Raw genomic sequence first — 21118 nt, forward strand, 5'->3', positions numbered from 1 at the left:
CCTGAAATTTCGAGAGCTGGCGGCCTTCTGCCCGGCTGAGGACGGGGTACCCCCAGACGTGCGTCAAAACCCTAGTTCTGCTTTTTAACGCACGAGGCCTGGCAACTTTCGAGCTGGTCGAAACACGCGTCGAATTGCTTCTTGTCCGGCTTGGGCGGCGAGCATGCCCCGAAGCGATCCCTGCAACTGGCGCGACAAGTATCGGTCTTCCGGCCTGGCGCCTCCGTGGCGAGTTCGCTCGAACAGGAGCTCGCGAAAGGCACATTGCTCCATGCCCACTTGAATTCGCGCCCATCCATATCGACGCATTTCTTGACGGCGCCCGGTGATGGAGCGGTGGCAGGCTTGTCATCGGCAGCCGCCACGCTGCCAAGTGTGATGATGCTAAAACAGATCAGGAAGAATGAAAGCTTGCGGGCCCAGGTCATGGATCAATCCTGAAAACCGAAATTGGCCGGGATCCTACCCTATCCTAGAGTGTCTTTCTGATCTTGATTTACCCCGTCCAGTCCTTCGCGCAAAAATATTCCGCTTCCGCCGTGATCACGAAGACCTGCTATTTGACCGCAAGAGATTGTTGCGTATGTGCGCGAGGAAGGCACGCAGTGCACATCGCCCGAATGGCGCAATTGCTCAATAATCGAGCCGACCCCACCAGCAATTGTCGGCCGGCTCAGCCGGCGGTTCTGTCTTCTCGCCCGGCGAGCCGAGATCCCATTTTGTCGCCAGGTCAAAACAAAACAGCGTCAGTCCGCCGCTTGTCCAGTCGTAAACCTTCTTGACCCGGTACATCGTGCCGCTTGGTCCGAAGCGGCTACAGGCGTTGGTGAATGTGCCGGTCCCCGGTGCGACGTTGTCCGGCAGTGGATGGCGGTCGACAAAGTGCAGCGCCGCCGGCAGGCCATCCACGGCCCGCGCGCGTTCCAGTTCCTTTGTGTTCTCCAGATCGAAGCAGGCCAGCGTTTGGACCTGCAACGTGATGGAGTCGCCGACTTGGGGCTGCTTCGCCGCATGGGCCGGCGTGATGGCAATCGCCGCAAAAGCTGCAAGCAGCAGAGATGATGGTTTCATGGCTGCGGGCTCCCTGTCACGCCTTTCAGCCCTTCGGCCTTCGCGCGTCTCCGACCTTGCGTCTGCAGGCGCGTTTGCGGGGATTTTATCCTTCGCCTCGAATACGACGCCATTGCCGTCATCCACCCGCCGGCTATTGCGGGCAAGCGACGACTTGTCCGCAGAAGCATCCACGAAGGCGGACGCAGTCCCTGCGCCAAACTGGCGCATGGATTGCCTCGCTTGCAATGACGCAGAAACCCGTCCCCTTAAAGCCCCGTGTAGCCAGCCTTCACGTGATCCGTGCTGCCATCGAGCTGGCGCAGATAGGCCAGTCCACACACCGTCAGGCGGTGCGTATCTGTCTCGCCGGCCTCGAACAGCGTGCGCACATACTCGGTGACCTTGTTCCGTGCCTCCTCGCTTGCAGCAGTCGTGCGATTGAGCAGCAGATCATAGGTCTGCATGATGCGATCGATAGCGGCTTCCATTGAAGTCTCCGGATGGGCGCTTACGCGAGGACAAGAGTCTCGGCCTCGTATTTCGCAATCGCCTTGTTGGCGAGACGGAGCCTGTTCAACTCGCCGCGCTGAACCAGCTTGACGATGATGCCGAGCAGGCGCTCGTTGGTGACAAAGGTATCAGGGATGGCGCCGGATTTGCGGAGGTAATTGGAGGCAATCGCATAGGCATCCCCGACCAGCTCGACATTCGTCACCTGCAGTCCGCGCTCGACCAGCATGTACCGCGTCTCCGTTGGCTGAGCGATAAGTCGCCGGGCGCGCTTTGGTTCCCGCGCTGAAACATTTTTTTCGCAAGTGCAAAAACGGCAAAGCGCACCGGCCGGGCACGGCCGATGCGCCTTTGGAGGGTGGCTGCCGGTCTTTTTTCAACCGCCGGCTTGGCCGCTTGGCAAAGGGAAAAAGGATCAGAGCCGATACAGGATCTGGTCGGTCCAGAACCGTTCGAGACGGTGCAGTGACTTGTTCAGGCTCGCGAACTCCTCGTTCGAGATGCCGCCTACCTGCTCGACCGTCTTCACGTGCTTCTGATAGAGCGCGTCGACGATGCGACGGACTTCCTGGCCCTGCGCGGTGAGGCGGATGCGGACCGAACGGCGATCAACACGCGAGCGCTGATGATCGAGGAAGCCGAGCTCGACGAGCTTCTTCAGATTGTAGGAGACGTTGGAGCCGAGATAGTAGCCGCGGGTGCGCAGCTCTCCGGCGGTGAGCTCTTTGTCGCCGATATTGTAGAGCAGCAGCGCCTGCACCGAGTTGATGTCGGCGCGGCCACGGCGGTCGAACTCATCCTTGATGACGTCAAGGAGGCGGCGATGCAACCGCTCCACCAAAGTCAGCGCTTCCAGATAGAGCGGCTGCACCGGCGACTGGCCGGCAGCGCGATCAGCGGCTTCCACCGCCGTTGTCGCAACGGCTTTCATCATGACACTTCCCCTGTAGTCGTTTTTGCCGACTTATTCGACGAAACTTGTGTCCCGCCTGATAGCTTCAACTTAAGGGGGCCGTTTGAAGATCAGCTTAAATAAGACAATAAAGAGATCATGAATTTAAGACAGTGAATCGCGGATTAAGCCCATGGATCAAGGACTTTTGGCAACTCTTCATTGACGGTGAGAGGCGTGTGTTCACGCTTCGTCTGCACGCGCTGTCGCATTCGGACACAGCTTCGTTTGAATTCGAAACGTCCGCGTAACACAGGTGACGGAACCCTTTACGGTCACCGAATCGTTAGCAAAGAATTCTCGGAAAATTCGACGGGAATGACGCGACGCAGCGTGCAGTGCCGGCGTTGCGCGCCGTGGGCACCTCGCCGTCGGCGCTCTATGGCGGCCGTTCGCGCGCCGCCATCCAGGCGAGTGCAAGATAAGCCGCGAGCATCGCCGCCTCGAGCGCGACCACCGTGAGGCTCCCGCCATAGATTCCCGGAAACATCAACTCGATAACCGCCATCGATACTACCGTGGTGAGCCACACCACCGCGCCCCAGGGGGTCGCGAGCCACAGGCCGACGGCAGCGACAAGCTCGATGACAGCGAAATAAATCGTTGCGGTCTGCCAGGCCATCGACTGGTTCTCGAACGCCTCCTCCTCGCCACCGACGAAGCCCGTCACCTGGGCCCAGTGATAGAGGCCCTTGGCAATCGACACGACGGCCATGATGCGCAGGAAGATGACGAGACGGCGCGTCCAGACGTTCTGATCCGGCTCGATACGATCGTAAGAGACTCCGCCGGTCGGGATGGCATTGTCCCGCGCCTGATCGCGCGCAGAGCTGTCAGACACGGGAAGCGCCCCGCGGTGGCGGCAAAGAGAGGTTCATGGCCGTAGTCATGGCCTGCCGGAGGAGCAAAATCAATTGCCGTTGCAGTAAATCCAGCACGCGGTGACGGCGCCCCCTGACAGGTGATAGAATTGGAATTAGAATTATATGAAGTGAAGTCCGCCTACCGTCGAGGAGAGAGACAATGGCGATAAAATTCGGGCGCCCGATCGAAATGCGCGACGCCCCGCGGCGCCAGACCGAGCGACAGGCTCCCCTCGCCTCGCCGTCTCTCGACCTTGCGGTGCGCCTGCGCCGGAACCGCAAGTCGGAATGGGCCCGCCGGCTGGTGCGCGAGAATGTGCTGACGACCGACGACCTGATCTGGCCAATGTTCGTGGTTGACGGCCACAACGTCCGCACGCCGGTGGCCTCGATGCCCGGCGTCGACCGCCTCACCGTCGACCAGATCGTACGCGACGCCGAGCGCGCGGCCAGACTCGACATCCCCTGTATCGCGCTGTTCCCCTTCACCGAACCGTCGCTGCGCGACGAGCAAGGTTCCGAAGCGCTCAACCCGGAGAACCTCGTTTGCCAGTCGGTGCGCGCGATCAAGAAGGAATTTCCGGATATCGGCGTGCTCTGCGATGTCGCGCTCGATCCCTTCACAAGCCACGGCCATGACGGATTGATCGCCGACGGCAGGATTCTCAACGACGAGACGGTCGCAGTGCTGGTCAAGCAGGCACTCACCCAGGCCGAGGCCGGCTGCGACGTAATTGCGCCGTCGGACATGATGGACGGCCGCGTCGCTGCGATCCGCGAGGCGCTCGACGACAACGGCTTTGCCGATGTGCAGATCATGTCATACGCCGCGAAATATGCCTCCGCCTTCTACGGCCCGTTCCGCGACGCGATCGGCTCCGCCAAGACCCTGACCGGCGACAAGCGCACCTATCAGATGGACAGCGCCAATTCCGACGAAGCGCTCCGCGAGGTCGAGCTCGACATCGCCGAGGGCGCGGACATGATCATGGTGAAGCCCGGGATGCCCTATCTCGACATCGTTCGCCGCGTGAAGGATACCTTTGCGATGCCGACCTTCGTCTATCAGGTGTCCGGCGAGTACGCGATGATTGCGGGCGCGGGCGCGAACGGCTGGATCGACGGCGAGCGCGCGATGATGGAGAGCCTCATCGGGTTCAAGCGTGCCGGCGCGGACGGCATCCTCACCTATTTCGCACCCAAGGCGGCGGAGAAGATCAAGGCAGAGCGCTGATCCGCGTGAAAATGGCGTGTGGAATACTCTGTTCGCCACTCCTATCCGCCATCCGCCACATTTTTCACGGAAAATTTCGACTCTATTGGTGACTGCACGGGCTTGGAACGTGTTCCGCTGATTCCCATCTCCTTCAGGACATTCATTCGGAGCATTGAGCATGTCTTACAGCGGTTCGGGCCAGGACGGCGGCGTCTGGCGCAGCGGCGGCGGCGTTCCGCCCCACGCGTTCGATCCGTGGATGCAACCGGAACTGTTTCGCGGCGTGTTGACGCGGCGTGTATTTGCATTCCTGATCGACCTGGTGGTGCTTTCGGTTCCGGTGATTCTCGCCGTGATCTTCATTTTTGTTTTCGGGTTGGTCACCTTCTTCCTGGGCTGGTGGCTGTTCGGCCTGATTACGCCGGCCTCGATCATCTGGGCGGTCGTCTATTACGGCTCCTCGATCGGCGGCCCGCATTCGGGCACCATCGGCATGCGTATGATGGATCTCGAGTTGCGAACCTGGTACGGCGCGCCGGGCTATTTCGTGCTCGGCGCAGCGCATGCCGTGCTGTTCTGGGCGACCATTTCGTTCCTGTCGCCGCTGGTTCTGCTGGTCGGACTGTTCAACGGCCGGCGGAGGCTGCTGCACGACATGGTTCTCGGAACCGTTGTCATCAACAGTTCGGTCCGTACCCAGGTGACGCCGGCCGCGCGGGCCTATTAGTCCCGCCTAAACCAATTGACCGTTAGCCTCCGGGGGGCGATGCTAACTTGGCTGCCTGTCTTGTTTTGGAGCCTTACGATCTGACGTGACCCAGCACTCGCGTGATACCCCCCAGTTTTACCTCACGGCGCCTTCGCCCTGCCCCTATCTGCCGGGCCGGCATGAGCGCAAGGTCTTCACGCATCTGGTCGGCGACAAGGCCGGCGACCTCAACGACCTCCTGACCCATGGCGGCTTCCGCCGCAGTCAGTCCATCGCCTACAGGCCGGCCTGCGACCAGTGCCGCGCCTGCGTCTCGGTCCGCGTGATCGCCAATGAGTTTCGTCCCTCGCGCAATTTCCGCAAAGTGCTGGCCCGTAACGCCGACATCATCGGCGAGCAGCGCAACGCGGTGCCGACCTCGGAACAATATTCGGTGTTCCGTGCCTATCTCGACCGGCGTCACCGCAACGGCGGCATGGCCGACATGACGGTACTCGACTACGCGATGATGGTGGAGGACAGCCATGTCGAGACCCGCATCATCGAGTACCGCAAGCGTAACATCGATAGCGGCATCACCGGCCGCGGCAACGAATTGCTCGCGGTGGCGCTGACCGACGTGCTGAGCGATGGGCTGTCGATGGTCTACTCGTTCTTTGATCCGTCTGAGGAAAGTCGCTCGCTCGGGACCTTCATGATCCTCGATCACATCGTTCGCGCCCGCCGGCAAGGTCTGCCCTACGTCTATCTCGGCTATTGGATCGAGGGTTCCAAGAAGATGGACTACAAGGGCCGCTTCCTGCCGCAGCAGCGGCTCGCGCCAAGCGGCTGGTTGCGCGTCGACGCCACCGGCGAGGCACTCGCGGAGCCGCAGGACTGAAGCGGCAAAGGGCGAGCGGCCAATCGCGCGTTCCACCTTTCGCTGTTCGCCTTGCTCATCCGACAAACGTGTCGAACAGCAGCTTGACGTTCAGGATCACGATCACGCCGGCGACGATCCACGCGGCCGCTGCCACCGGCGCCGGGATCGCGAACGCGCCCATCTTCCGCTTGTCGGAAACGAAGCGCACCAGCGGAATCACGGCGAACGGCAGCTGCATCGACAGCACGACCTGGCTGAACACCAGAAGCTGTGACGTTCCGCTTTCGCCGTACAGCGCGGTGACGATGATGACCGGGACGATCGCGACGCCACGCGTCAGCAGTCGTTGCGCCCAGTTGGGCAGCCGCAGGTCGAGAAAGCCCTGCATCACGATCTGGCCGGCCAGTGTCGCCGTCACCGTCGAGTTGAGGCCGGACGCAAGCAGCGCGACCGCAAACAGCGTCGAGGCGATGCCGAGCCCGAGTAGCGGCGACAGCAGTTCGAATGCCTGGGTGATTTCGGCGACATTGGAATAACCGCTCTTGTAGAAGGTCGCCGCCGCGACGATCAGGATCGCGGCATTGATGAACAGCGCCAGCATCAGCGCGATGGTGGAGTCGGTGGTCGCCCATTTGATCGCATCGCGCCGCCCCTCCTCGGTGCGCGGATAGGCGCGCGTCTGCACGATCGACGAGTGCAGATAGAGATTGTGCGGCATCACGGTAGCGCCGATGATGCCGATCGCGATGTAGAGCATCTCGGGATTGCTCACGATCTCGCGTGATGGCACGAAGCCGGCGAGCACCTCGGCAACCGGCGGGGCGGCGGCAGCGATCTGCACGACGAAGCACACCGCGATCACGATCAAGAGCGCGATCACAAAGGCTTCAAGGAAGCGGAAGCCGCGGTTCATCAGAAGCAGCAATAGAAAGGCGTCGAGGGCCGCGATCAAGGCGCCACCGATCAGGGGGATGCCGAACAGCAGCTTCAGCGCGATCGCGGTGCCGATCACCTCGGCCAGATCGCAAGCGATGATCGCGGCTTCGCAGGCAAGCCACAGCAGGAGGTTGACGGGGCGCGAATAGGTCGCGCGGCAGGCCTGCGCAAGGTCGCGGTCGGTGGCGATGCCGAGCCGTGCCGCGAGCGCCTGCAGCAGGATTGCCATCAGGTTCGAGAGCAGGATGACCGAGAGCAGCGTGTAGCCGAACTTCGAACCGCCCGCGAGGTCGGTCGCCCAATTGCCCGGATCCATGTAGCCGACGGAAACCAGGTAGCCGGGGCCGGCGAAGGCCAGCAGCCGGCGCCACCACAGGCCACCACTGGGCACCGCGACGGTCGCGTTCACCTCGGGCAGGCTCAGGGCATGCCCCGCGTCGCCCCGCCAGCCAGCGGGGTCCGGCAGGGTCCTCGCCAGAGGTGCGGAGGACAATTCAGGCGAACGAGCATCCATCCGGCAAATGATGGCCGAACTCGCTTCTTAATGCAACTCATTTGCAACTGCATCTAGCCTGCTCGCGAAACCGTGTCGTCGGGAAGCGGGTGGGTTTGGACGGAACGGGGCGGCACATTCGAAGGGAGATTTGGAATTCAGGGAATTATGCAATGCGCGCCGATACGCCTCGCCTGCCTGGAACTTTCAACCGCCTTGCCTGGTCGAACCTCGCGGCCCAATCGGCCGAGCAGATCGCGCTCGCGGCCGCGCCGATCGTCGCCGTGCTGCTGCTTGGCGTCGGCGAAGGCCAAACTGGTCTCTTGCAGACCGCGCTGACCCTCCCCTTCATCCTGTTCGCGATCCCGGCCGGCCTGCTCGCCGACCGCGTGTCGCGGCGCTGGGTGATGGCGGGTTCGGAGGCGCTACGGGCGGCGGCACTTGCGGCAATTCTGCTGTTGCTCTGGCTGGGCCTGATGACACTGCCGTTGCTCGCTCTGCTCGGCTTCATTGCGGTCTGTGGCACGGTCGCCTACAGCGTCGCCGCGCCGGCGCTGGTTCCATCGCTGGTCACAGCACAACAATTGCCGGCGGCGAACGCCCGCATCGAGCTCGCGCGCACCGTCGCCTTTGCCAGCGGCCCTGCGCTCGGCGGCGTGCTGGTCGGCTGGGTCGGCGCGGCACCTGCGTTCGGCTTCGCGGCCGCCCTTTCGGCGATCGCGGTGGTGCTGCTCGCCGGCATCTACGAGCCGGCACGCCAGCCGACGCCAAAGCGCCATCCGCTTCAGGAGATCAAGGAAGGCGCTGCCTTCGTGCTGCATCACGCGCTGCTGCGGCCGGTGTTCATCACCCAGTTCATCTTCAACACAGCGTCATTCCTGCTGCTCGCCGTGTTTGTGCCCTATGCCGTCCGCCATCTCGGGCTCTCGGCGACCGGCGTCGGCACGACCCTGGCGATGTACGGCGTCGGCATGGTGGTCGGCGCACTGTTCGCAACCCGGGTGATGGGTCGGCTCGCCTTCGGCACCGTGATCGGGCTCGGCCCGGTGACCGGCTTCGTCGCCGCGGCCGTGATGGCGCTGACGACCTGGCTTCCGACGCCTCTGCTCGCGGGCTTGAGCTTCTTCCTGCTCGGCGTCGGCCCGATCCTGTGGGTGATCTCGACCACAACGCTGCGCCAGTCGGTGACCCCGCCCTCGCTGCTCGGCCGCGTCTCGGCGATCAACATCATGAGTTACGGTGCCCGTCCGCTGGGCTCCGCACTCGGCGCCATCGTCGGCGGTTTCTACAGCGCCGAAGCCTGCCTCTACCTCGCGGTCGCGATCTTTGCGGCGCAGGCGCTGGTGATCCTGCTGTCGCCGGCGGTGTCCCTGACGCGGCAACCCGATATGATCGGCGAGCCAGCAAGCTGCTAGAGAAATTCCGTGAGAAAGCTCAGCTCGCCAGATACCGCTCATACTTGCCGGCGACCACCTCGTCGCCGGCGACGTCGGGATCCAGCGTGTAGAGGTCCTGGGCGTGGCCAATGCCGCGCAGCACGAAACGGCCGGTGGACACCAGATAGTTCCGGCCGGCGGCATCGAGGCCGGTGCGGAACGCGGTCGATGTCAACAATTCCCGGTCGACCGAACTGCACATCGAGGCAATGCGGCTCACCTCGTTGACGGCGGGTCCGACAACCGTGAAGTCGAGCCGATCCTCGCTTCCAATGTTGCCATAAAAGACCTGACCGACATGAAGCCCGACATAGGCGGTCGTGATCGGCCGCCCCTGGCTGGCGCGGCGCGCGTTGAGTGCTGTGATGTTGCGGCGAAAGCGATGCTCGGCGCGCAACGCCGCCCGCTTGGCTCTAGGGGTATTGTCGTCGCTGAACATGGCCAGTACTCCGTCGCCGATCAGCTTCAGAACCTCGCCGCCGGCGTCGTGGATGGCATCGATCGAGGCCTGCGCGTAGTCGTTGAGGAACGGGATGATCTCGTCAGGCCCGATGCTTTCGCTGATCGCAGTCGAGCCGCGCACGTCGGAGTACCACAACACGGCCTTGATCTTCTCGGTGACGCCGCGGGTGATGCGCCCACGCATCACCTGCTCCGCCGTCTCGCGGCCGAGATAGACCCGGCCGAGCGTCCGCGCGATTTCAACTTGCGCCGCCGATTTCACCGCAAGCCCTAGTACGGGCACCAGGTCGCGCAGCGCAGCCATGTGATTCTGGTCAAACCCGTTGGAATGGCGGGTGGTCCAGTAGGAGTAGAAGCAGTCCATCTCTCCGATCGTGCCAGCCTCGCCGAAGCGGTGCACGAAGGCCACGAAGTGCTTGTGGCCCTTGTCCGCAAGCTCGTTGATCATGGAGAAGTCGAGCGAGGCGCAGTCGGCGAGATCGATCGCCATCTCGTCATGGCCACTTTCGAGCATGTGGTAGAAAGTCGACCGCCGCCAGTTTTGGTTGGCATCCCCCGTGCTGGTCGAACCGTATTCGAAGGCGTCGGCCTCATTGGTCTCGCCGTCGTTCCAGCGGAAGCCGCGTCCCTCGAAGATCGGATGCAGTGTGTCGATAAACACGAGCCCGCGCGACAACGGCATGCCGGCGGCCCGGCAGCGCTCGCAGAATCCCCGCAACAGGTCGTTTTCGGGCATGCCCGTGAGACCCTGGCTGACCAGCCAGTTCGTCAGGCGCAAACGGTGCGTCAGTTCCATGCGTGGATTATGCCGGGCAACTCTCGTAAGAGGAAGGCTGCTGATCGCATGCCAAGCGCTCCTTGACGACAGCTTTGTGACGGACACAATGCAACGTCGAAAATGCAAGACCGGACGGTGACCCGCCGGCAAAAGGATAACAGCGGCGAAATGAGCGCCCGGCAGCTTCCGATCATCCTGGCGCTCGGCACCACACAGACGCTCGCCTGGGCTTCGAGCTACTACCTGCCGGCCATTCTCGCGGACCCTATCGCCCGGGACCTCGGCATTTCCTCAAACTGGATCTTCGCCGCCTTCTCCGGCTCGCTGGTGATATCCGCGCTGCTCGGGCCGCGCATCGGACGACAGATCGATCTGGTCGGCGGACGCTCGGTGCTGTCGATTTCCAGCCTGGCGATCGCCGGCGGATTGGTGCTGCTCGGATTGTCCACGTCGATCCCGGTACTGACTGCCGCGTGGCTGCTGCTCGGCGTCGGCATGGGCTACGGCCTTTACGATGCCGCGTTCGGCGCGCTCGGCCGCCTCTATGGCGAAGCTGCGCGCCGCCCCATCACCGGCATCACGCTGATCGCGGGCTTTGCTTCGACCGTCGGCTGGCCACTGACCGCGCTCGGGCTCGCCCATATCGGCTGGCGCGACACCTGCTTTGCCTGGGCCGCCGCCAACATCCTCATCGGTCTGCCAATCAATTGGCTGATGCTGCCACCCATTGCCGGCGCCAAGGCAGTGGTGGCCAATGCGGTGAAGCCGCACGTGCCAATCGACCGTCCGATGATCCTGCTGGCGTTCACCTTCGCGGCCGCATGGACCGTCACGGGCGCAATGGCCGCGCATTTTCCGCGCATCCTGGAGGCAGTCGGCGCCACGCATCTGGAGGCGATCGCGGCCGGCGCGCTGATCGGACCGGCGCAGGTCATCGCCCGCATCGTTGAAGCCGGCCTGCTTAGCCGCTACCACCCGCTGGTCTCGACGCGACTCGCCTGCCTGACCCACCCGATCGGCGCGGCCATCGTCGGCGTGATCGGTGGCGGCGCCGCGAGCGTATTCGCGGTGTTCCACGGCGCGGGCAACGGCATCCTCACGATTTCGCGCGGCACCCTGCCGCTGTCGATCTTCGGCGCGCAGAACTACGCCTACCGCCTCGGCATCATCGGTGCACCGGCGCGGATGGCACAGGCCGCCGCGCCGCTCGCCTTCGGGCTTCTGATCGACATGATCGGTGGCCGTGTACTGATAGTCTCGTCGGCGCTCAGCCTAGCCGCCTTCGCCGCGCTGTTCCTGCTCAACACCAGGCGAGCCGAAGAATAGGCCGCCGATTCCGGCTTCCCTTGTCACCGGCTTTCGCGCACAACCTTATCATGGACGCCATCCGACGCTTCTTGCAATGGGCGATCATGCCGCCGCAAGCCTATGCGGTCTATCTGATTGCCCTGGTTCTGGTCTTCACGTTGTCGTTCTACGCCGGCACGCTGAAGCCGACGCGCACTCAGGCTCCGCCGCCCGCGATGGCCCCATCAGCGCCGCGTGGCTGATGAGGTCTGCTTCGGCTCCGACGTCGCGATCCAGATTCCGGCGAACACCGCGATCAGGCCGACCACCAGGTTGGGTGTGATCGGTTCGCCGACCAGTTGGGTCGCGAGCACCGCCGCGGCGACCGGATTGACCGTCATGGTATTGGCTACCCGCGTCGGTGATGCCCGTTCCAGCGCCAGCACCCACAGGATGAAGGCGAGCGCCCCACCGGCAATTCCGAGATAGATCCCTGCGATCCACTGCGATGTACCGAAATCGCGGAGCGCAGCGGCGCTGCCGGTCATGGCCCCCACGACAATGAGCGCAAGAGCTCCCGTGCCCATGCCAACGGTAAGGAAGCCGAGCGCACTCGAACGGCGGATGAGCGGCCGGGACCACACATTGTAAAATGCCATGCACAGGACGGCCGCGATCATGATCAGCTCGCCGCGCCACGCGCCTGACGGCGCTGACGCCAGCCCGGAAGCAAGCGCAGCACCAACACCGAGCACCGCGATCGAGACACCTATCGATTTGCGCTTCGTCAACGGCTCTATGCCGAGCACGGCGCCGACCAACATGGTCGAGAGCGGCAGCGTCGCCAGCGCAAGGCTGGCACGCGCCGCGGTCGTGTAGGAGATCGCGATGTTGTAGAGCACAAAGAACACACCGAAGAAGGCAAAGCCGAGCGCCGCGACCGCCGGCAAATCCTCCCGCTGCGGCCACTTTGCGCGCACCAGGACGGCCACGGGCAGAACGCAGAGAAAGCCGATGGCCCAGCGCAAGATGGCGAGCGTGATCGGATCGGCATTGCCCGCCAGGTAACGTGTGATTGCCGCCGCGGTGCCGCCGAGGCTGCTCGAGACCAGCGCGATCGCAACGCCAATCCACTCGCCCAATCCGCGCTCCCAATGCCTTCCGGTTCCGATTGTGGCATCTTGCTCCACGACATCGTTTCGGCAACTACCTGGCAGGTATTCATGTCGCAGCACGATTTCGCGGCCAGCCTCCGCCGGTGGCGGCAGCGGCGGGGCTTTTCGCAGCTCGAGCTTGCGGGGCGTGCAGGCATCTCGCAGCGCCATCTCAGCTTCCTCGAGCTTGGACGCGCCGCGCCAAGCCGTGACATGGTGATGAGACTGGCCACCACGCTCGACGTCCCGTTGCGGCAACAAAATGCGCTCCTGGTCGCTGCCGGCTTCGCGCCGGTCTGGCGGCAGACTGATCTCGCCGCTCCCGAGCTCAACCACATCCGTGATGCGCTGGATTTCATGCTGGCGCAGCAGGAGCCGTTTCCCGCGGTCGCGGTCGATCGGCATTGGAATCTCCTGCTGGCCAATTCAGGCGCCACCCGCATGGTCGAATTCCTCGTTGGCCCGCTGGCGCCAGGCACGTCGGTCAATCTCGCCGATGCGCTGGTCGCGCCCGATGTGTTACGGCCATATCTCACCAACTGGACCGAGGTCGCAGGCTTCTTCGTCCGCAGCGTCGAAGCCGATGCCGCCGCAGACGGCACCGCCGCGACGGCGAAACTGCTTGAACGCCTGCGCGCCTATGACGGCGTCGAGGCGGCGATCGGCGCGCCACCTTCGATCTCACCACCCGGCCCTGTTCTGCCCATGCAATTCCGAAAGGGCAATGTCCGGCTGCAGCTCTTCACCACCATCGCGACGCTGGGAATCCCTCAGGACATCACGCTGCAAGAGCTGCGCATCGAGAGCTTCTTTCCGATGGACGACGAGACCATGAGGGTTTTCCGGGGCTGGTCAGAAGGCAGCGACGCAAACGCGATTCAGTCGTAAAAGTCCGGCGACATCTTCAAGCCGTCGCGCTGTGCCTTGTCATGGTTGATCCAGAGCTGCGCGTTCTCTCTTGTCAGTGTATCCGCGATCTTCTGCATCGAGGCCAGCGTCTGGTCCTTGCTGACGTTCATGGTTGGCACGCCGCGATTGTCCCAGTTGCCCTTGAAATGGACGGCATCGCCGGTCAGCAGGATCGCGCCTGTCTTCGGCAACTTCACGAGCAGCGATTGGTGGCCGGGGGTATGGCCGGGCGTCGACAGGATGGTGACGCTGCCGTCACCGAAAACGTCGCGGTCTCCCTCGAGCTTCGTGACGGGATGCTCCGCCTTGAAACGCGGCGCGTTGTTGGCGCCGGGCCACTCATATTCCGCCTTCTGCACATACAGCATCGCGGCCGGAAACATCTCGACATTGCCGATGTGGTCGGGATGGGTATGCGAGACTGCCATCGCCTTGACATCGGATGGCTTCAACCCAAGTTGATCGAGCTGCGCGGCGAGCGTCTTCGGCCGCCGCCATGCGATCGCCTTCGGGTCAGCGGGTGCAAGACCGTCTGGTAGCGCCGCGACCGCGTCAGGGAGGCCAGTGTCCCACAGAAACCAGCCTTGCGCGTGCTTGATCAGATAGCAATTGTCGACGAAGTCCATCGACTTGCCTTCGTTTACGCCGGGCGACCAGCGTGAAATGTCACCCGCCACTCCCTCGCCGCAGTTGAGGATGTAGAGCCTCTCGACTCCCGAGGGACCGGCGTTCGTGCGCGGCGCCGCGCACAAGACGATCAGCAATGCCGCAAGATAGATTACCTTCTTCATGCCGCCCTCCCGTTGATCGACTCAAGGCCTCAGTGCGCGTCAGCGTGATTCGGGCATGCCTCGACTTCAACCGTGATGTGGCTCAGACCACGCAGGCCGCCGAGCCGCCGCTTGTACATCGTCGGCGGTAGCGGGTGATCCGACACGACCGAGATGACAGCGGCGCGGTGGCCGGGGCCGACCTGCCATAGATGCAGATCGGTGACGCGATCGCCCTCGGTCTCGATCCTCTCGCGGACGGTGGCTTCGAGATCTTCATCTGCACTGACATCGAGCAGCACCGAGCCGGCCGCCCGGACGAGGCCATAGGCCCAACTCGCGATCACCAGACTGCCGATGATCCCAACCAGCGGATCGGCCCAGACCCAATGCGCGTACATCGCGACCAACAGCGCGCCGATCGCGAGGATCGAGGTCGCGGCGTCGGCCAGCACATGGACATAAGCCGCGCGCAGATTGTTGTCGCGGTGGTGATGAAGTTTGTGATTGTGATCGTGGCCATGATGATGGTGATGGTGATCGTGATCGTCGCGCAACAGCCATGCGCTGGTGAGGTTGACGGCAAGACCGAGGGCCGCAACCGCGATCGCCTCGCTGTATGCGATCGATACCGGATGCATGAGCCGATCAAAACTCTCCCAGGCCACCTGGATCGCGATCATGGCCAGGATGATGGCGCTTGCGAACGCGGCGAGATCGCCGAACTTGCCGGTGCCGAACGAGAAGCGCGCATTGCTTGCCTGCCGACGCGCGAACAGATAGGCGAGCCCGGCGATGCCGAGCGCGGCCGCGTGGGTTGCCATGTGCCAGCCGTCGGCCAGCAGCGCCATCGATCCGGACAGCCAACCCCCAACGATCTCGCCGACCATCATCAGAGCAGTCAGGCCGACCACGATCCAGGTGCGGCGCTCATTATGGGCATGTTCGGTACCAAGGAACACGTGCTCGTGGGTCCATTGATCGATCGAATGCGTGTGCATGGACGGGCTCCGAGTGCGTTGGCCAAGTTCAATTCAATTATAACTCGCGCCCACGGAATTGACCCAACCAGTTTCGCATGCGTGGCCAGCACGCTGGCTGATGGTGCAATTCGCCGTGATCGCAACGGCGGCTTGCGGCCTCACGCGCCCGTCCCTGCGCCGATGCTACACCATCTCCGCGGGCGCCAGCCGGCAAGTCTCGCTGCTGATCTCGATCTGCAGCGTCGCATGATGGATGCTGAACCGGTGCGACAGCTCGGCGCAGACCCGATGCAGGAACGCATCGTCATGGCCGCCAGGGCACACCAGATGCGCGGTCAGCGCGGTCTCGCTGGTGCTCATGGCCCAGACATGCAGGTCGTGAACCTCGGTCACGCCCTCGAGCGCGGCGAGGTAGTCCCTCACTTCTCTGAGCTCGATGCCCTTCGGCACGGCGTCGAGCGCGAGATTGACGCTGTCGCGCATCAGCCCCCAGCCGCTCGCCAGCACGACCGCGGCGATCACGAGGCTGATCGCGGGGTCGATCCACTGCCAGCCGGTCGCCATGATCAGCAGCGCCGCCGCGACGACACCGAGCGAGACGCCTGCGTCGGCGGCCATATGGAGGTACGCGCCACGGACATTGAGGTCGCTGTCGCGCCCGCGCATGAAGAGCAGCGCCGTGCCGCCATTGATGAGAACGCCGAGCGCCGCCACCCAGACCACGGTCCAGCTCGCAACCTCCGCCGGCTCGCGAAGGCGATTGACCGCCTCGACCGCGATTCCGCCAACGGCGATCAGCAGCAGGGCGGCATTTGCCAGGGCTGCGAGGATCGACGCGCGGCGGTACCCGTAGGTGTGCGTATCGGTCGGCCGCCTGCCCGCAAGCCAAGCCCCGCCCCAGGCCAGGAGCAGCGCGATCACGTCGGAGAGATTGTGGACCGCGTCGGACACCAGCGCCAATGAGTTGGCGGTATAGCCGAAAATCAACTCGGCGACGACGAAGGCCGCGTTCAGCGAGGCGCCGATCGCGAACGCCGCGCCGTAACTGTCGGGCGCATGGCTATGCCCGGCGTGATCGTGGCCGTGGGAATGACCATGCGCGTGGGAATGGTCGTGATGGTGATGATGCGCCATGCGCGAAGCCGCCTTCGCCCGATCAATCTCGTCGGCGCCACTTATAGCGCGGCGAAATATGGATACAATTACAGGCGCCTCGTCCGGTGACCCGAGGAGCTGCACCTGACGACCCTTGCCGCCGCTATTCCACGCCGCGGTTGAACTTGTTCGATTTCGGCAGGCCGTGCGCGAGGCGCCCCGCGTCGGCCCGATTGCCGCGCCAGTCAGACAGCTCCTTCATGGTCATGCTGTGATCGCGGCCCGCCGAATCCTTCCAGGTCAGGCCGGTCTTTGAATCGAACACCGCGACGTCGGACAGCGATCCCCCGGAATATTTCTGCAAGCGCACGCCGCGGCCACGCGCCATCTCCGGCACCTGATCGATGCCGAACAGCACCATCTTGTGGTTGGTGCCGATCACGGCAACGGTATCGCCGGTCACAGTCGCGATCGCGCGAGCCTCGTTCGGCATCTCGACATTGAGCACTTGCTTGCCCTTGCGGGTGTTGCCGACGCAGTCCTCTTCCTTGACGATGAACCCCTGGCCTTCGCTGCTCGCGATCAGGAACTTGCGCTCGCCCTTGTTGACGAACAGCGAGACGATCGCGGCGTCCTGATCGAGGTCGATGAATATCCGGATCGGCTCGCCATGGCCGCGGCCGCCCGGCAGCTTCGCCACGTCGAGCGAGTAGAATTTGCCGTTGGTCGCAAACAGGAGCAGCTTTGAGGTCGTCTCGGCAAAGAAGGCATGATCGAGCTTGTCGTCGGTCTTGAAGGCAAGGCCCGAGAGATCTTCGACATGGCCCTTCAGTGTGCGAACCCAGCCCTTCTCGGAGATCACGATCGTTACCGGCTCGCGCTCTACGAAGGCCTCCTCGATCGTGGCCAGGTCATGCTCGGGCGCATCGGCAAAGGTGGTGCGGCGCTTTCCGAGCGGCGTCTTCGGCCCGAAGAGGTCGCGGACCTTGGTCACCTGCTCGCCGACCTTGGCCCATTGCTGGGCTTCCGAGCCGAGCAGCCCCTCGACCCCCTTCAACTCCTTGCGCAGATCCTTGTCCTCGGTGCGGATCTCCATCTCGTCCAGCCTGCGCAAGTTGCGCAGGCGCATATTCAGGATCGCCTCCGCCTGGATGTCGGTGAGTTTGAACGTCTTCATCAAGACCGGCTTCGGCTCGTCCTCGGTGCGGATGATCTTGATCACCTTGTCGAGGTTCAGATACGCGATCAGCTGGCCGCCGAGCACTTCCAGCCGATGCTCGATTTGCGTCTTGCGGAAGTTGGTGCGGCGGATCAGCACGTCGCGCAGATGGTCGAGCCATTCGCGCAAGGCTTCGGCAAGACCGACCACCTTCGGGATCCGGCCCTTGACCAGCACGTTGAGGTTCAGCGAGATCTTGCTTTCCAGCTCGGTCAGCCGGAACAGCGACTCCATCATCAATTCGGGGTCGACCGCGCGCGACTTCGGCTCGATGACGAGGCGGACATCGTCGGCGGACTCATCGCGGACCTCGCCGACCAGCGGCAACTTCTTCTGGTCCAAAAGCTCGGCAATCTTCTCGACCAGCCGCGACTTCTGCACAAGCCATGGAATTTCGGAGACCACGACCACCCAGGTGCCGCGGGCGCCCTCTTCCTTTTCCCAGCGCGCGCGGGTGCGGAATGAGCCGCGACCGGTGGTGTAGGCTTCGATGATCGCTTCCTTGGAATCGATGACGATACCGCCGGTCGGGAAGTCCGGTCCCTTGACCCATCTCAACAGCGCCTTCGACTTGGCGTCGGGCTTGTCGATCAGGTGCAGCGCGGCATCGCAGAGTTCCGCGACGTTGTGCGGTGGGATCGAGGTCGCCATGCCGACCGCGATGCCCTGTGCGCCGTTGGCGAGCAGATTCGGGAAGCCGCCGGGTAGCACCACCGGCTCTTTCGACTGACCGTCGTAGTTGGCGCGGAATTCGACGCCATCCTCGTCGATGCCGTCGAGAAGCAGCCGCGCGACCTCGGTCATGCGCGCTTCGGTATAACGGTAGGCGGCCGGATTATCGCCGTCGATATTGCCGAAATTGCCCTGGCCGTCGACCAGCGGATAGCGCGAGGAGAAATCCTGTGCGAGGCGCACCATGGCATCGTAGATCGCCTGGTCGCCGTGCGGGTGGAACGAGCCCATCACGTCGCCGACGATCTTGGCGGACTTCTTGAACGCCGTGCCAGGATCGAGCCGCAGCAGCCGCATGCCGTAGAGGATGCGCCGGTGCACCGGCTTCAGCCCGTCGCGGGCATCCGGCAAGGCACGATGCATGATGGTCGAGAGCGCGTAAGCGAGGTAGCGCTCTTCCAGCGCGTCACGCAGCGGCACCTCGTGGATTTCAGCCGGCTTTTCCGGCGGTAATTGTCGTTTTCCCATGGGGAGGCGTTAAACCTTGGCGGTGAATCGGGCAAGCCGCGAATCAAAGCGAGGCGATTTGGCCCACTAAACACCTCAAAAGAAAGCGAATTCATGGGTCGTGCAGCGAGTAGTTTCGGGGCGTCCGGCGCGATTTGCCAACAGCATCACAACCGCGACGCCTTGTCCTGGACCGAGATGCAATGGTATGCGCAGACGGCAGCGCCCACGCGCCTGCTCAACCAGGAGTTCCCGTGATGGCAAACAGGATGCTTCGGCTATCCTCAAGCGATCTTAAGCATCGCTTGTGGCGGATGGCGATTAGTGCAACGCCGATTCCGGTTTTAGCCCGTGCGCGGGAGTCGAGCTTCTGGCAGAAACATTGGCGTGAGACGATATCCGACGCCGAATTTCCCGGCTATGCGCAGGCGACGGACCTCAAGAAGTGGTTCGCCCAACAGGTCGCAAGCCTTGCGCCGGGTTCGGTCCTTGAGTTCGGCTGCAATGTCGGCGCCAATCTCCGCGAGATCGGGGTCCTATGTCCGGCAACCCAGCTCTACGGGATCGAATTGAACGAGCGCGCAATTGCGTGGAGCAAGGCGAATGGCGTGGCCCCGACAGCCAGGTTCGTTTGCGGCTCAATGGGCGATGCCGAGGCACTGATGCAAGGCATCGGCGTCGATCAGGTCGACGTAGTCTTCACCTCTGCGGCGGCGATGCACTGTGACGATGCGATTTTCGCGTCGGCCAAAGCGGCGGCCCTCAAGGTGGCGCGGCGCGCAATCGTTCACATGGAATTCAACGCCTGGTCACCGGCGGACCTACAGAATGCCCGCAACTGGCGAAGCTCGTTTCTCAGCGACAGGTGGATCCGGGACTATCCGGGAGAGTACTCCGGCCATCACCGGGTTGAGCGCATCGAGACGATCGGCGTTCCGCTCGCAATCAATTACGTCGACAGCATCGGCCGACTCCTGGTCTCGGACGTGAACGGCCTCGTCGTCGTGCACCTCAAGCCAGGCTAACCTGAAGCCGCCCGGTCTAGGTGCTGGCCGCTTGCGTCCGTCGCCTTGTCACCGCGTTGATAAACCCGTCGCGAGCGTCGGAGTGTCCCTGCCCGCGCGGCTCCAGCACGTGGCGGAGCAGGAATAGCCCCGTGATCCGGAAACCATCCCGCAGGTCCTGATCCGACCAGGCATTCGCGCCGCCCTCGCCCTCGCGCAGGAAGGCAGGCAGCGGCAGCAGCCGGTCGCGCCAGGGTTCGCCCGCAGCGCGGGACACCGCGCCGCCGGATTTCGGCGAAATGTAGATCAAGTCGGTCGTCGCCCCCGTTGCGGCGCAGTTCTCCAGGTCGAGCCCAAACCCGAGTTCGGTCAGCATTGCAAGCTCGAACCTGATCAGATGCACCGCAGCGATGCCGGCGTCCTCGAAATCGTCGAGGGTCCCCAGCAGCATCTCGTAGATGTCCTCATGCGGATCGCGCTCCGGCAGCAGCCGCGCCAGCGCAGCCAGGTGCGTCACGCCGTAGACCGCGTGTGACGAGGCAAGCAGCGCCGCCGCTCGGAGCCGCGTGCCCTCCAGCGTGTACATACCGAGATGCTCGTCGAGCCGCGCCCGCCACCCCGCTGTAACGCTGTTGCCGGGCTGCAGCAACGGCCGCATCCGCGAGCCGGCGCCGCCGCGAACCAGGCCAAGATGCCGTCCATGCTCACGCGTCAGGAGTTCGACGATGGCTGAGGATTCGCCATGCCGCCGCACGCCCAGCACGATGCCTTCGTCGGTCCATTCCATTGTGGCAATATAGCGTCACACGGCCCGGCGCAGAAGCTTTGCGGGCCAACTGCCGCAAGCGCTCCTGCTTTTACGAGTTGAACCAGCCCTGAGCGTCGCCGGTAAAGGAGAAGTAAAGCCCGGCCGTGGTCAGGATGCACGAGACGATTTCAATGCCGCTGTCGAGTTCCAGGCCACGTTCCAAGATCACCTGCCCGAGCGAGACCGCCGACAGCACGAGCGCCGCCGCGAGCGCCCAGCGCGGCCAGTTCTTGCGTCGGCGGGCGGCGAGCCTGACGAAATACATCAACAGCAGAATCATGCCGCCCGATATCAGGGTCGCCACCATGATCATCTGCTCGCTCATCTCGCCGGTCGGCGTGCGATCCTGAAACGCCACCGACAGCGCGTCCAGCGTCAGCGAGAGATAGAGCAGCACTTCAAACCACAGCACGTTTCTGGGAACGTTCATTGCGCACGCG

Annotated in this window: 23 protein-coding genes; 8 read left to right on the forward strand and 15 right to left on the reverse strand. The window is 63.5% G+C overall.

The features are described from left to right. Positions 1–71: 71 nt before the first annotated feature. The 6 genes from JQ553_RS22025 to JQ553_RS22050 all read right to left on the reverse strand — a co-directional run bounded on the left by JQ553_RS22025 (position 72) and on the right by JQ553_RS22050 (position 3356). A complete protein-coding gene (locus tag JQ553_RS22025) occupies positions 72–428 on the reverse strand; it encodes a hypothetical protein (RefSeq protein ID WP_212502113.1) in 357 nt (118 codons plus the stop codon). Positions 429–633: 205 nt separating this feature from the next. Beyond that, a complete protein-coding gene (locus JQ553_RS22030) occupies positions 634–1071 on the reverse strand; it encodes a hypothetical protein (RefSeq protein ID WP_212502114.1) in 438 nt (145 codons plus the stop codon). A gap of 248 nt (positions 1072–1319) precedes the next feature. Beyond that, positions 1320–1541, reverse strand: a complete 222-nt coding sequence (locus JQ553_RS22035; RefSeq protein ID WP_212502115.1) for a hypothetical protein — start codon at positions 1539–1541, stop codon at positions 1320–1322. A 20-nt stretch (positions 1542–1561) separates the two neighbouring features. Continuing rightward, positions 1562–1792 carry a hypothetical protein gene (locus tag JQ553_RS22040; RefSeq protein ID WP_212502116.1) on the reverse strand — a complete coding sequence of 77 codons (231 nt, stop codon included), beginning with the start codon at positions 1790–1792 and terminating at the stop codon, positions 1562–1564. A gap of 186 nt (positions 1793–1978) precedes the next feature. Further along, positions 1979–2497: a transcriptional regulator LdtR gene (gene ldtR, locus JQ553_RS22045; protein WP_212502117.1), complete on the reverse strand. Its 519-nt coding sequence runs from the start codon at positions 2495–2497 to the stop codon at positions 1979–1981. 397 nt (positions 2498–2894) lie between these two features. Next, positions 2895–3356, reverse strand: coding sequence for a DUF6163 family protein (locus tag JQ553_RS22050; RefSeq protein WP_212502118.1), 462 nt, complete (start codon positions 3354–3356; stop codon positions 2895–2897). A 182-nt stretch (positions 3357–3538) separates the two neighbouring features. On the opposite strand from JQ553_RS22050, the gene hemB reads away from it, so the two are divergent. The 3 genes from hemB (at position 3539) to JQ553_RS22065 (ending at position 6183) form a co-directional block, all read left to right on the forward strand. Then, the gene (hemB, locus tag JQ553_RS22055) at positions 3539–4612 is read left to right on the forward strand and encodes a porphobilinogen synthase (protein WP_212502119.1); all 1074 of its coding nucleotides are present in this window, start codon (positions 3539–3541) and stop codon (positions 4610–4612) included. A 160-nt stretch (positions 4613–4772) separates the two neighbouring features. Beyond that, the gene (locus JQ553_RS22060) at positions 4773–5321 is read left to right on the forward strand and encodes an RDD family protein (protein ID WP_212502120.1); all 549 of its coding nucleotides are present in this window, start codon (positions 4773–4775) and stop codon (positions 5319–5321) included. 85 nt (positions 5322–5406) lie between these two features. Next, positions 5407–6183 (forward strand): arginyltransferase, encoded by a 777-nt coding sequence (locus JQ553_RS22065; RefSeq protein WP_212502121.1) that lies wholly within the window; start codon positions 5407–5409, stop codon positions 6181–6183. Positions 6184–6238: 55 nt separating this feature from the next. Here JQ553_RS22065 and JQ553_RS22070 read toward each other — a convergent pair whose 3' ends face one another. Beyond that, the gene (locus JQ553_RS22070) at positions 6239–7615 is read right to left on the reverse strand and encodes an Nramp family divalent metal transporter (protein ID WP_212502122.1); all 1377 of its coding nucleotides are present in this window, start codon (positions 7613–7615) and stop codon (positions 6239–6241) included. A 152-nt stretch (positions 7616–7767) separates the two neighbouring features. Between JQ553_RS22070 and JQ553_RS22075 the strand changes: the two genes are divergently transcribed. After that, positions 7768–9009 (forward strand): MFS transporter, encoded by a 1242-nt coding sequence (locus tag JQ553_RS22075; RefSeq protein WP_212502123.1) that lies wholly within the window; start codon positions 7768–7770, stop codon positions 9007–9009. Between the two features lie 19 nt (positions 9010–9028). Here the strand turns inward: JQ553_RS22075 and JQ553_RS22080 are convergent, their stop codons facing one another. Next, positions 9029–10288 carry an adenylate/guanylate cyclase domain-containing protein gene (locus JQ553_RS22080; protein WP_212502124.1) on the reverse strand — a complete coding sequence of 420 codons (1260 nt, stop codon included), beginning with the start codon at positions 10286–10288 and terminating at the stop codon, positions 9029–9031. A gap of 150 nt (positions 10289–10438) precedes the next feature. Here JQ553_RS22080 and JQ553_RS22085 point away from each other — a divergent pair, with 150 nt between their 5' ends. Both JQ553_RS22085 and JQ553_RS22090 read left to right on the forward strand, forming a co-directional pair. Then, positions 10439–11596 (forward strand): MFS transporter, encoded by a 1158-nt coding sequence (locus JQ553_RS22085; protein ID WP_212502125.1) that lies wholly within the window; start codon positions 10439–10441, stop codon positions 11594–11596. Positions 11597–11646: 50 nt separating this feature from the next. Next, positions 11647–11820 carry a hypothetical protein gene (locus tag JQ553_RS22090; protein WP_212502126.1) on the forward strand — a complete coding sequence of 58 codons (174 nt, stop codon included), beginning with the start codon at positions 11647–11649 and terminating at the stop codon, positions 11818–11820. On the opposite strand, the gene JQ553_RS22095 is transcribed toward JQ553_RS22090, so the two are convergent. Further along, complete coding sequence (locus JQ553_RS22095) at positions 11803–12699, reverse strand: DMT family transporter (protein ID WP_212502127.1); 897 nt, start codon at positions 12697–12699, stop codon at positions 11803–11805. The genes JQ553_RS22090 and JQ553_RS22095 overlap by 18 nt on opposite strands. An 81-nt stretch (positions 12700–12780) precedes the next feature. On the opposite strand from JQ553_RS22095, the gene JQ553_RS22100 reads away from it, so the two are divergent. Then, on the forward strand, positions 12781–13599 hold the full coding sequence (locus JQ553_RS22100; protein WP_212502128.1) for a helix-turn-helix domain-containing protein: 819 nt from the start codon (positions 12781–12783) through the stop codon (positions 13597–13599). On the opposite strand, the gene JQ553_RS22105 is transcribed toward JQ553_RS22100, so the two are convergent. From JQ553_RS22105 to parC, 4 genes are all read right to left on the reverse strand, one after another. After that, positions 13590–14411: an N-acyl homoserine lactonase family protein gene (locus JQ553_RS22105; protein WP_212502129.1), complete on the reverse strand. Its 822-nt coding sequence runs from the start codon at positions 14409–14411 to the stop codon at positions 13590–13592. The two genes, JQ553_RS22100 and JQ553_RS22105, sit on opposite strands and share 10 nt — an antisense overlap. A 29-nt stretch (positions 14412–14440) precedes the next feature. After that, entirely contained in the window at positions 14441–15391 is a 951-nt protein-coding gene (dmeF, locus tag JQ553_RS22110) for a CDF family Co(II)/Ni(II) efflux transporter DmeF (protein ID WP_212502130.1), read from the reverse strand. 165 nt (positions 15392–15556) lie between these two features. Continuing rightward, positions 15557–16507, reverse strand: coding sequence for a cation diffusion facilitator family transporter (locus JQ553_RS22115; RefSeq protein WP_212502131.1), 951 nt, complete (start codon positions 16505–16507; stop codon positions 15557–15559). 124 nt (positions 16508–16631) lie between these two features. Further along, on the reverse strand, positions 16632–18887 hold the full coding sequence (parC, locus tag JQ553_RS22120; protein ID WP_212502132.1) for a DNA topoisomerase IV subunit A: 2256 nt from the start codon (positions 18885–18887) through the stop codon (positions 16632–16634). 293 nt (positions 18888–19180) lie between these two features. Between parC and JQ553_RS22125 the strand changes: the two genes are divergently transcribed. Then, positions 19181–19891 carry a methyltransferase domain-containing protein gene (locus tag JQ553_RS22125; RefSeq protein ID WP_212502133.1) on the forward strand — a complete coding sequence of 237 codons (711 nt, stop codon included), beginning with the start codon at positions 19181–19183 and terminating at the stop codon, positions 19889–19891. A gap of 16 nt (positions 19892–19907) precedes the next feature. On the opposite strand, the gene recO is transcribed toward JQ553_RS22125, so the two are convergent. After that, the gene (gene recO / locus JQ553_RS22130; RefSeq protein ID WP_212502134.1) at positions 19908–20657 is read right to left on the reverse strand and encodes a DNA repair protein RecO; all 750 of its coding nucleotides are present in this window, start codon (positions 20655–20657) and stop codon (positions 19908–19910) included. A 70-nt stretch (positions 20658–20727) separates the two neighbouring features. Further along, a complete protein-coding gene (locus JQ553_RS22135; RefSeq protein ID WP_212502135.1) occupies positions 20728–21108 on the reverse strand; it encodes a hypothetical protein in 381 nt (126 codons plus the stop codon). Positions 21109–21118 lie beyond the last annotated feature (10 nt).

This window comes from Bradyrhizobium lablabi (assembly GCF_018131005.1).
GTDB classification, from domain to species: domain Bacteria; phylum Pseudomonadota; class Alphaproteobacteria; order Rhizobiales; family Xanthobacteraceae; genus Bradyrhizobium; species Bradyrhizobium lablabi_D.